Genomic DNA, 10,931 nt, shown 5'->3' on the forward strand with positions numbered 1-10,931 from the left:
TACTTTATCAAATTCAACATGCGGCTGCATCCTGTAAATGATAACAAGCTCCTTCTAGTGTAAGAAAGAGCTTGAACCAATTATGCATTTTTCTTCAGAATGTCTCCTTTGATAACAGGGACGTTCATCTTCTTAGATTGCCTTGCCTCTTTGAAGGTAACGAATGCTTTCGTTTCTTCATCCCATAATCTAAATTTCATGGATTCAATACTTGTTTTCAATGTAATAGTTGGGACATTTTGCAACGGTTCACTTTGCTCATGAGCATGCTCTAAATGATAATTCGGTACTCTTGGGCTTAAATGATGAACATGATGGTAACCGATATTACCTGTTAACCATTGAAGAAGCTTTGGCAATTTGTAAAAAGAACTGCCTTCTACAGCTGCCTGCACATAGTTCCAATGTTCATCTGCTTCAAAGTAAGAGTCCTCAAACGTATGCTGTACATAAAACAACCATACACCGATAGATCCTGAGATTAGGAAGATCGGACCTTGAACAAGCAGGAATTCCTGCCAGCCAAAAAGAAGACATGTTACGGCTGCTAACGCAATGATGCTCACGTTTGTGAAATACGTGTTCCAACGCTCTTTTTTACGAGCATTTTTGACGTTGAAACGGTTTTTTAAGAGAAAAACAAAGATCGGTCCTAAAATAAACATCACAAAAGGGTTACGATAAAATCTGTAGCGAAATTTCGTCCATGCTGATGCTTCTTGATATTCTTTGACTGTTAGGAGCCAAATGTCACCAGTACCTCGTTTGTCTAAATTGCTGCTTGTGGCATGGTGAATTGAATGATCTCGTTGCCATTGAAGATAAGGGAAAAGGGTGAGTACGCCCGTTAAAAAACCGAACAGGTGATTTAGCGGCTTCTGTTTAAAAAAGGATTGATGGCAGCAGTCGTGAAAAATAATAAAGACACGTACTAAAAACCCAGCTGCAATAACCGCAAAGAAGAGGGTTAAAAGGTAGGAGATATTCAGGCTGTAATAGGCAAGAAACCAAAGCCCTAAAAATGGAATGAATGTATTAAAGAGTTGAATGATACTTTTTTTCGAATCAGCACCAGAGAATTGACCCACTTGTTTTCTTAAAGTAGCTTGCTGCTGTGTGTTTGTTGAAGTCGTCATGAACGTTCAAGTCCTTTCCGTTTCTTTCTACTTCAAAGTATAGAAGGAAAAGTGTCATGCTCATAGTAGCACCCATCATGTATTCAATATGACATTTGTCATGTTTGTCATCAAAAAGGCTGATGGGATCAACGTTTGTGCGCTTATTACATCATCAATAAAAAAGTAAAGGCGCTGAGCCTTTACTTTTTATGAACGTGCTTCATGTACTTTTAACTGCTTGCCTTTAATGGTTGTGTGGCGCATGGCATTCAGCACAAGAGGACCTTTGCCGTTTAAAATATCTACATATGTTTTCGTGTCTTGAATCGTAATAATCCCAATGTCATCGAATGCAACGCCATCTATTTTGGCAATGGTCCCAACGAAATCAACAGCTCGCAGCTTCTTTTTCTTTCCGCCGTTAAAATAAAGCTTCATAATATCCTTCTCAACGCCTGCCTGTTTATTTTCCTTTTGAACAGGCGTTTCAATCTTTTCTTCAAAGCTTTCTACATGCTTCTCTGCTTCTTCCTTCGTTGGATAAGGCTGAGTTTGAAAATCTATGCCGGCATCCTGCTTTAATTCATCAATAAGCGGCTTAGCATTCTTTGTCATAAACGCAATCGTTTTTCCGCTTTTTCCCGCTCTGCCTGTTCTACCAGTTCGGTGAATATAGCGCTCTTTTTCATAAGGAAGATCATAATGAATGACATGTGTCATATCACTGACATCAATTCCCCGGGCTGCTATATCTGTTGCGATCAGATAACGGAATTCACCTTTTTTAAATTCATCCATCACATCAAAGCGGTCTTCCTGTCTCATGCCGCCGTGAATTTTGTCACAGGGCACATCCCATTCATCCAGCTTCATCGTGAGTTCATTCACCCGGTCCTGTGTATTACAGAAAATAATGCAGCTATCTGGATTTTCAATGACGATCGTCCGCTGAAGAAGGGAGAATTTCGATTCCTCTTCTGTTTCAATTACGGTATGGGTGATTTGCTGTACAGACGTTTCTTCACGTGCGATCTCAATGATTTTCGGTGATTGTAAAAATTGTTCGCTCAATTTCTTCATATCTTCAGACATTGTCGCTGAAAATAGCATCGACATGCGCTTTGGCGGCAGATACTGAATAATAGAAGAAACCTGATCGATAAATCCCATGTTCAGCATTTCATCCGCTTCATCTAACACGAAAAATTTGAGATTTTCTAAAGAAAGGGTGCCTTTCTCAAGGTGATCCAAAATGCGGCCTGGTGTCCCGCACACAATATGATTTTTCTGTGAAAGCTCTACTTTCTGCGCTTGAAAAGAGGCTTTTCCAAAAATGGCTGCGGCTTTGATTCGTTTGAATCGTCCAAGGCTTGTGAGGTCTTGTTTGACCTGCATGGCGAGTTCTCGTGTCGGAACGAGGATAAGGGCTTGAGGCTTATTTTCAGCCCAATCAACCATTTCACAAATCGGCAGACCATATGCTGCAGTCTTGCCACTGCCAGTCTGAGATTTGACGATTAAATCCTGCTTTGAAAAAGCAACAGATAATGTCTCGTGCTGAACGGGTGTAGGTGTATGGAAGTGAAGCGCTTCTAGCGCTTGTTTCAATTCATCACTTAATGGATATTGATCAAAGTGTTGTAATGTCATCGTGTTCTCCTTTTCGTACATTCATACTTGTGACATCATACCATAACCATGACCGTGAATGAAAAGACATAAAAAAAAGCCCCATAAAGGAGCTTTAAACCCTCAATAATCTGAAAGATTAAAGGAATCTGCGTTTTACTTTTTCCCAGTAAGAGTTGTCTTTTAATTTCACCGTTTTAATCACTTTTCCTGAAAGGCCAATGTCAATTTGTTTGACGTGTTTTGTGCCGAGCGCTTCGTTATCAAGCCCGATAATTGGATGATCGTTTCCATCCTGCACCACCTTCAGCGTCAGCTTGCGGTCACTGCTTAAGATGAAAGGAGCACCTAATGTACGATACGAGTTGTTATTCAGCGATGCAAGCTCTGTGACTTGCATACATGGAAGCATCGGATCAACCACTGCGCCGCTCACGGATTTATTGTAAGCCGTTGAGCCAGTCGGAGTGGAAATAATCATGCCGTCGCCTCTAAAAGTTTCAAAGTGGAAATCATCTATATACACATCGATCACAAATGTTTTAATAATGCTGGAGCGGATCGACAGTTCATTTAAGCAATGGAACTGATTTGTACTGTCAACGCTTACATCGATGATCGGATATTTTCTCACTTCAAGCTGTTCAGTGTTCATGGCATCAATCATTTTATCAAAATGCTCTAACGAGAAATCACAGTATAGGTGCGTATTCTCTGATTTTGATACCCCTACATACAAGCAGTCATCCCGGAAGTTCGTTTTGCGGACTGCTTGAAGAAATGTGCCATCCCCACCAATTGAAGCAATAATATGGGCATCCTCTGCACGCTTGACGACGTGAAAGCCTTGATCGGTAGCGAGCTTCTCGAGAGAAGAAATGTGTCCATCCAATTCATGATCTTTTTTGTAAAAGAAAAATACATTGCGTCGATTGTCTGTCATTGACGTTCTCCCCTTTGCTGTCAAAAATAATTTCCAATGATAAAGGGCTTACATGAAAACCCTTGCTCACATTTTACACTTTTTTCATATGAAAGTAAAAACATTAGAGAGAACATCTAATGATCAGATTTGCATGATGAGAAATGAGTCGATGTGAGTGATTCAAAATGGCTGAATCCTGAGCATAATTGAATAGCCGTTTTCTCATGAAAGAATGGTTTAGGTGTTTCGTTGCGGTGAAGATCTAGCCTATTAGGTGCAGAGAGAGGATAAAAAAGCCAATTTTTCGTCATGCGCTTGTCTACGTAGACGATGTAAAGTTGATCGTTATTTAAGAGAGGTGCTATCATATGCCTACATGAAATGTAAAAAAACCACAATTCCTGTGAAACATTTCATGTGGGCATTCGTATGAATGAAGTGAGACAAAAAGGAGGAGAAAAAGATGAATGCGAAAAGATGGGTAGCGCTAATTATTGCACTTGGTGTTTTCGGATTTTCAATTGTGATTAGTGTCACGATGGCCTTGTTCGATAGCTTCAATGACAATAAAATGAGCTATCAATTTGGGGATGAAATAGAAGAGAAGGTACTAGAGAATGGCAGCGGTGCAGGCAAGATTGCTGTTCTTGAGATTAATGGAACCATTCAAGATAATGGCGGCGCCTCGAGCCTACTAGGCGGAGAAGGGTATGATCATCGTGCATTCCTCAAGGAACTAGATAAAGCGAAAGAGGATGCTTCGGTAAAAGGCGTACTGCTGCGCGTTAACTCTCCTGGTGGCGGTGTCTATGAAAGTGCTGAAATACATAAAAAATTAGAAGAAGTGAAAAAAGCGAAGAAGCCGATTTACGTATCTATGGGCTCAATGGCAGCTTCTGGCGGCTACTACGTGTCAACTCCAGCGAAGAAAATCTTTGCTTCACCTGAAACATTAACAGGATCACTTGGTGTTATTATGCAAAGCTTGAATTATTCAAAGCTGGCAGATAATTTGGGCATTAAATATGAAACGATTAAGAGCGGGAAGTTCAAAGACATCATGTCTCCTAACCGTGATATGACAAAAGATGAGCGTAATATCATGCAAAGCATGGTCGATAACTCTTACGAAGGATTTGTCAAAGTGATCTCTGAAGGACGAGGCATGTCAAAAAAGGAAGTCAAGAAAATTGCTGACGGCCGAGTATATGACGGGACACAGGCAAAATCGAACGGATTAGTCGATGAGCTTGGGTATTATGAAGATGCATTAAAAGCGATGAAGAAAAATGAAAAAGGCTTAAAAGGAGCAACAGTGGTCAGCTATTCTCAAAGCTTTGGCTGGAACTCTCTCTTCAACATGAGTGCAAGCAAGCTCTTTAAAAGCGAAATTGATTTTCTGAATTTAAAAGAAACACTGGCTGGCTCAAATGGGTCTAAACCGATGTATCTCTATTCAAAATAAAGGAGGGATCATAGATGGATTCTACATTCGATGAAGTAAGCGAAAGCCGCAGCCAAGAGGAAGAATCGAAGCCGGCCTTTGTGAAGCGCGCTTCAATTGAAGCACAGGCGTTTGCAGGTTTTTGGATTAGATTTTGGGCGTTTATTCTTGATTGGCTCGTCGTCTGGGGTGTCAACCATTTGACGGTTTCTCCAATCTTTAGTCTGTTTGGTTGGTCCAAAGGAGGGGGATGGTTTTCTCCATTTTCCGTCACAACGACGATTGTATTCCTCCTTTATTTCGCCATCATGACGAAAATCTTTCAACAAACACTCGGCAAGATGGTGTTTGGGATTAAAGTGGTCTCACTTCAGCCTGAGAAGAAGCTGGCATGGGATGTTATTTTCTTTAGAGAGATTGTGGGACGCTACATTAATACGATCTTTGTTCTCTATGCAATCGTTGGGTTCTCGCCGAAAAAGCAAGGGGTTCATGATTACTTTGCTGATACAGTGGTCGTCCATGAACATTTATATGAAAAAACAGAATCAAACGTATAATCAGAGGAGTTTGGCCGCGTACTGGTCAAACTCTTTTTTTGTTGATTGGGTATAAAATCCAGAATGAGAGCCATAATCGTAGGGGAAGCATCATTTGTTATGGAGGAAGTGAGCACAGTGCTTTACGTTTGGATCGCAGCGTTGTTGTTTCTTGTGATCTTGTTGATTTTCATGAAAGTAACCATTTCGCTGGACTATTCGCATACAAACGACAATGACCATATTGCACTGAAGGTCATCACCTTATATGGATTGATCAGACTCAAAAAAGAGATTCCGATGGTGAGGGTCAATCCAGAAGACCAAACGATTGATATTCGTGAAAAGAAAATGGAAAGCGCCAAAACCCCTGATCACGAAAAAGAATCGATGCATAAAAAAGTAGGAAAACGTGATATGAAGCAAATCCTTCATCAAATGGAGCGCATCACAAAAGAGATTGTCGATTTAAACCGGATCATGCGCAAGTTCTTCATTCACATAAGGGTTGTCTCATTTCACTGGTCGACATGGATCGGCTTTCATGACGCCGCTTTAACAGGTGTAGCAGCCGGCGGTGTGTGGTCAGTTAAAGGAGCGCTGCTTGCCTTTATGCAGGAGCATCTCACCTTTAAGCATAAACCTGTATATGAAGTCATTCCGGCCTTTCAGCACAACGTATCGCAGACTCAGTTTACATGTATAGCTTATTTTCGTATTGGACATGCTATGCTTGCAGCCATTCGTTTACTTGTCCATTGGTTAAAAGGGAGAAAGGCGAGAAAAAGTGCCTCTCTTCAAGCAACGAAGAATGAATCATCTGTTTAAGGAGGAACCCGAAAATGGCAGATCATCCAATCCAAGGTCTCATGAAGACAGCGATGGAAAACTTAAAAGAAATGATAGATGTGAATACAATCATCGGCGATCCAGTCGAAACCCCTGACGGCAGTGTCATTCTCACTGTGTCAAAGGTTGGTTTTGGATTTGCAGCCGGCGGCAGTGAATTTAACGGGAACCAAAAGAAGGAAAAGCGTTCTGATGATCAAGAACGAAAAGAACCGAGACTCCCATTTGGCGGCGGAAGCGGCGGCGGGGTATCGATTACACCAATTGCCTTCTTAATTGTAGGAACAAACGGAGTTCGAATGCTTCATTTGGATGAACACACACATCTGCTCGATAAAATATTGGATTCTGCTCCTCAAGCAATTGAACGTCTTCAGCACATGTTTAAGAAGGATGAGCGGGAGCACCGTCATAAAGAACGAAAACTAGATGACATAGACCTTTAAAAAGTTAGCTGCGCTGCAGTTAACTTTTTTTTCAAAATGGACGATTAGGCTTTGCAGTTTTTTGCTTTCTCTACTATGATAGAACCATACATTTGAAAAGGGAGGAATTGTTTTGGCATCGATCACATTTAAAGGAAGTCCTGTCACGCTTGTAGGAAATGAAGTAAAAGTAGGCGAGCAGGCTCCTGATTTTACGGTTTTAACGAACTCACTTGGAGAAGTTTCACTTTCTGATTTAGCAGGAAAAGTGACGATCATCTCAGTGATTCCTTCTATTGATACAGGTGTGTGTGACGCACAAACAAGACGTTTCAATGAAGAGGCAGCGGGTTTAGGTCCGGTCAATATTTATACGATTAGTGCAGACCTTCCATTTGCACAAGCACGCTGGTGCGGAGCAAACGGAATTGAAAATGTCGAAACATTATCTGATCACAGAGATATGTCATTTGGTGAAGCATTCGGAGTGTATATGAAAGAATTGCGTTTATTGGCGCGCGCAGTCTTTGTATTAGACCCTAACGGAAAAGTGGTTTACACTGAATACGTAAGTGAAGCAACGAATCACCCAAATTATGAAAAAGCCATTGAAGCTGCAAAATCACTGTTATAAAAGCAGCATCGACAAGAGCTCCGGCTTCAACCTGGGGCTCTTTTCAATGAGAACATATAGCTTTTAACAAAGCGAGGAGAGAAAAGCATTGCAGAAAGATCAAGTAAGTACTATTTTTGAACTGCTCGATACAGCTTCTATTCGATTGAAAAAGGAACAGAGCATTTCCTATATTGAGGCATTGGCAGAAGCAGGAGAAGCCTTTTTCCAAGCAAATGATCGAAACGGTTTATTAAAGGATTTAATAGAGAAAGCAGATTTTGCTTCTTATGATCATGAGCAGATTCGTAAAGCGTTTCAGCTCGCCGTATTGAAAGGTCAAAAGGATATTTCTCATCCAAATCGCCAGATGACGCCAGATACGATTGGACTGTTTGTCAGCTATTTGGTGAATAAATTTTTAGAAGGTCAAAAAGAACTTGTTGTCTTTGATCCAGCAGCGGGAACAGGAAACTTACTTCTTGCGGTTTTAAACAATCTCACTGCAGAAACAAAGCGCGGCTTTGCGTCTGAAATTGATGATGTGCTCATTAAAATTGCTTGGGCCCAGGCGAATTTAGAGGAGAAAGAAGTCGAGCTTTTCCACCAGGACAGTCTTGAACCGCTTCTGATCTCACCGGCAGATGTCACTGTATGCAGCCTGCCAGTCGGCTATTATCCAAATGATGAGCGTGCAGCAGACTTTGAATTGCAGGCAAAAGAAGGACATGCCTTTGCCCATTATTTATTCATTGAACAAAGCCTCCGCTACACAAAAGAAGGCGGCTTCTTATTCTTCATCATTCCAAACGACTTGTTTGAAGGAAAAGAGAGCGTACAATTAAAGGATTACATTAAAGACCATGCGTATATGAATGCGTTAATTCAGCTGCCAGTGTCCATGTTTAAGGATAAAAAACACGCCAAAAGCTTATTTGTGATGCAAAAGAAAAAAGAAGGGCTGGAAGCACCAAAACGAATGCTGTTTGCCAATCTTCCATCTTTCTCACAAAAGGAAGCAATGGTCGGTGTGATGCGAAAACTAGACCAGTGGTTTATAGAAGAAAAAGAAACGAAAGAATAGCCAGAGTTATTTCTGGCTATTTCAGCGTGTAGACAAACCCTCGCATTCGTTGTCAGGTCTGCGCTCCGGTGCTCACGAATCCCAAATTCGCTCTGCTCCGGTGCTCGCCCTTCCTAGAGCTGCAAAGGTTTTCTATCACGCTGAAAAGAAAACAAAGAGCTAAAATAAAAATCATTTTAGCTCTTTGTCAATAATCTGGATATTTTACTATTCAGAAAATAATGACTTATTGATGTAAGCGATAACAGTTTGAAGGTGCACTTGAAATGCAAAGTTTTCAATGTTTAAATGAAAAAGTCAGATATTTTTCGGACTTATCGTTAAACTATAAAAGACCCGTCAAACAGGTTGAATATAGCACCGGAAAAAACGTGAAACCTTATATAACAACTGAGTAAAAGGAGCGACAGTAATGTCCAAAATTATTGCAATCAACGCAGGAAGCTCATCTCTTAAATTCCAATTGTTCGACATGCCAGAAGAAACCGTTTTAACAAAAGGGCTTGTTGAAAGAATCGGAATGGACAACAGTATCTTCACGATTTCTGTAGATGGAGAAAAGAAAACAGAAGTGACAGATATTCCAGATCACGCAGTAGCGGTCAAAATGCTGCTTGAAAAACTAACTGAATTTCACATCATCAAAGACTTTAATGAAATTGATGGCGTAGGACACCGTGTTGTTCACGGCGGAGAGAAATTCAGCGATTCTGTACTTTTAACTGATGAAGTGATTAACGACATTGATCAGCTTTCAGAGCTTGCACCACTTCACAACCCTGCAAACGTTGTAGGAATCAAAGCATTCAAACAAATTCTGCCTGACGTACCAGCGATTGCTGTGTTCGATACAGCGTTCCACCAAACTATGCCAGAGCAGTCTTACCTATACAGCCTTCCGTACGACTACTACAAAAACTTTGGTATTCGTAAATACGGATTCCACGGGACAAGCCACAAGTTCGTTACAGAGCGTGCAGCAGAGCTATTAGGCCGTCCACTAGAAGAGCTTCGTTTGATTTCTTGCCACCTTGGAAATGGTGCGAGTATCGCAGCAGTTGAAGGCGGAAAATCAATCGATACATCTATGGGCTTTACACCACTTGCTGGTGTTGCAATGGGTACACGTTCAGGTAACATTGACCCTGCTCTTATTCCATTCATTATGGAAAAAACAGGACATACTGCTGAAGAAGTGCTTTCTACTTTGAATAAGAAGAGTGGTCTTTTAGGTGTGTCTGGTCTGTCAAGTGACCTTCGTGATATTGAAGAAGCAACAGAAGAAGGAAACGACCGTGCAGAAGTTGCTCTTGATATTTTTGCGAGCCGTATTCATAAATACATCGGCTCTTATGCAGCAAGAATGAATGGCGTAGATGCGATCATCTTCACAGCTGGAATCGGTGAAAACAGTTCAGAAGTAAGAGCACGTGTACTTCGTGGTCTAGAATTCATGGGCGTTTACTGGGATCCTTCCCTAAACAACATGAGAGGCGAAGAAGCATTCATCAGCTACCCGCACTCTCCTGTAAAAGTGATCGTCATCCCAACAAACGAAGAAGTAATGATTGCAAGAGACGTTATGCGTTTAGCGTAAAAGTTTGAAAAGCTCTTTTCCAATAAGGAAAAGAGCTTTTTTCTGTTAAAAGCAGCATGCTATAATGTTGTCCAAAATGAAGTAAAAGGGAGCGTTGCGGAAAATGAGCGTGACAGAACATAAACGAGAGGCGAAAGAAAGGCTTTATGTGAAGGTCATTACGGTCAGTGATACAAGAACGAAGGAAACAGATAAAAGCGGGCGCCTGATGATTGATTTGCTCAAAGAACAGGGACATCTTGTTCTTGCATACGATATTGTAAAAGATGATATTGGATTGATTCAAGACGCTGTGCTAGAAGGAACAAGCGAACCGAAAATAGATGCCGTCTTGTTAAATGGCGGAACAGGAATTGCTGCAAGGGATGTGACCATTGAAGCGATTACCCCTCTTTTTTCCAAGGAGCTGCCTGGCTTTGGTGAAATCTTCCGAATGCTCAGCTATACAGAAGACATAGGTTCAGCTGCTATCTTGTCCCGGGCAGCGGCAGGGGTCGTCAATCAAAAGGCTGTCTTTGCGACGCCAGGATCTACCGGAGCCGTTCGTTTAGCCATGACAAAACTCGTGATTCCAGAGCTTCCTCACGTCTTACGAGAGCTTGAAAAAGATCAAAAATAGCCCAAAATGACTCTGCCAAGAAAATTTGGCAGAGTTTTTTTCATAAAGGGGTTGAAAAAACAATTTTTCCTTGTTACAGTGTATACATA

General features: G+C 41.2%; 11 protein-coding genes. 8 read left to right on the forward strand and 3 right to left on the reverse strand.

What is annotated here, in order from left to right:
- Window positions 1–80: 80 nt before the first annotated feature.
- The 3 genes from desA to AC20OE_RS05540 form a co-directional block, all read right to left on the reverse strand.
- On the reverse strand, window positions 81–1,136 hold the full coding sequence (gene desA, locus AC20OE_RS05530) for a Delta(5) desaturase DesA (RefSeq protein WP_039180608.1): 1,056 nt from the start codon (window positions 1,134–1,136) through the stop codon (window positions 81–83).
- Window positions 1,137–1,325: 189 nt separating this feature from the next.
- Window positions 1,326–2,768, reverse strand: a complete 1,443-nt coding sequence (locus tag AC20OE_RS05535; protein WP_059374783.1) for a DEAD/DEAH box helicase — start codon at window positions 2,766–2,768, stop codon at window positions 1,326–1,328.
- A gap of 118 nt (window positions 2,769–2,886) precedes the next feature.
- The gene (locus AC20OE_RS05540; protein ID WP_024424814.1) at window positions 2,887–3,690 is read right to left on the reverse strand and encodes an NAD kinase; all 804 of its coding nucleotides are present in this window, start codon (window positions 3,688–3,690) and stop codon (window positions 2,887–2,889) included.
- Window positions 3,691–4,135: 445 nt separating this feature from the next.
- Between AC20OE_RS05540 and sppA the strand changes: the two genes are divergently transcribed.
- From sppA to AC20OE_RS05580, 8 genes are all read left to right on the forward strand, one after another.
- On the forward strand, window positions 4,136–5,137 hold the full coding sequence (gene sppA, locus AC20OE_RS05545) for a signal peptide peptidase SppA (protein WP_059374781.1): 1,002 nt from the start codon (window positions 4,136–4,138) through the stop codon (window positions 5,135–5,137).
- Between the two features lie 14 nt (window positions 5,138–5,151).
- Entirely contained in the window at window positions 5,152–5,676 is a 525-nt protein-coding gene (locus tag AC20OE_RS05550) for an RDD family protein (protein WP_041086612.1), read from the forward strand.
- 99 nt (window positions 5,677–5,775) lie between these two features.
- Window positions 5,776–6,483: a DUF2953 domain-containing protein gene (locus AC20OE_RS05555; RefSeq protein ID WP_059374780.1), complete on the forward strand. Its 708-nt coding sequence runs from the start codon at window positions 5,776–5,778 to the stop codon at window positions 6,481–6,483.
- A 14-nt stretch (window positions 6,484–6,497) separates the two neighbouring features.
- Complete coding sequence (ytfJ, locus tag AC20OE_RS05560; protein ID WP_024424811.1) at window positions 6,498–6,950, forward strand: GerW family sporulation protein; 453 nt, start codon at window positions 6,498–6,500, stop codon at window positions 6,948–6,950.
- A 112-nt stretch (window positions 6,951–7,062) separates the two neighbouring features.
- Window positions 7,063–7,563 (forward strand): thiol peroxidase, encoded by a 501-nt coding sequence (gene tpx / locus AC20OE_RS05565; RefSeq protein ID WP_024424810.1) that lies wholly within the window; start codon window positions 7,063–7,065, stop codon window positions 7,561–7,563.
- An 88-nt stretch (window positions 7,564–7,651) separates the two neighbouring features.
- Window positions 7,652–8,626, forward strand: a complete 975-nt coding sequence (locus tag AC20OE_RS05570) for a class I SAM-dependent methyltransferase (protein WP_487268667.1) — start codon at window positions 7,652–7,654, stop codon at window positions 8,624–8,626.
- Window positions 8,627–9,038: 412 nt separating this feature from the next.
- A complete protein-coding gene (locus tag AC20OE_RS05575) occupies window positions 9,039–10,223 on the forward strand; it encodes an acetate kinase (RefSeq protein ID WP_039180594.1) in 1,185 nt (394 codons plus the stop codon).
- A gap of 103 nt (window positions 10,224–10,326) precedes the next feature.
- Window positions 10,327–10,842 carry a MogA/MoaB family molybdenum cofactor biosynthesis protein gene (locus tag AC20OE_RS05580; RefSeq protein WP_144494582.1) on the forward strand — a complete coding sequence of 172 codons (516 nt, stop codon included), beginning with the start codon at window positions 10,327–10,329 and terminating at the stop codon, window positions 10,840–10,842.
- Window positions 10,843–10,931 lie beyond the last annotated feature (89 nt).

The organism is Bacillus sp. SRI_025 (assembly GCF_057592095.1).

Excerpts from the sequence above, each read along its gene's own strand:
- AC20OE_RS05580 (WP_144494582.1), top strand. The coding sequence starts at position 10,327 with ATGAGCGTGACAGAACATAAACGAGAGGCGAAAGAAAGGCTTTATGTG.
- AC20OE_RS05535 (WP_059374783.1), bottom strand. The coding sequence starts at position 2,768 with ATGACATTACAACACTTTGATCAATATCCATTAAGTGATGAATTGAAA.
- AC20OE_RS05540 (WP_024424814.1), bottom strand. The coding sequence starts at position 3,690 with ATGACAGACAATCGACGCAATGTATTTTTCTTTTACAAAAAAGATCAT.
- ytfJ (WP_024424811.1), top strand. The coding sequence starts at position 6,498 with ATGGCAGATCATCCAATCCAAGGTCTCATGAAGACAGCGATGGAAAAC.
- sppA (WP_059374781.1), top strand. The coding sequence starts at position 4,136 with ATGAATGCGAAAAGATGGGTAGCGCTAATTATTGCACTTGGTGTTTTC.
- AC20OE_RS05575 (WP_039180594.1), top strand. The coding sequence starts at position 9,039 with ATGTCCAAAATTATTGCAATCAACGCAGGAAGCTCATCTCTTAAATTC.
- desA (WP_039180608.1), bottom strand. The coding sequence starts at position 1,136 with ATGACGACTTCAACAAACACACAGCAGCAAGCTACTTTAAGAAAACAA.
- AC20OE_RS05555 (WP_059374780.1), top strand. The coding sequence starts at position 5,776 with ATGGAGGAAGTGAGCACAGTGCTTTACGTTTGGATCGCAGCGTTGTTG.
- AC20OE_RS05550 (WP_041086612.1), top strand. The coding sequence starts at position 5,152 with ATGGATTCTACATTCGATGAAGTAAGCGAAAGCCGCAGCCAAGAGGAA.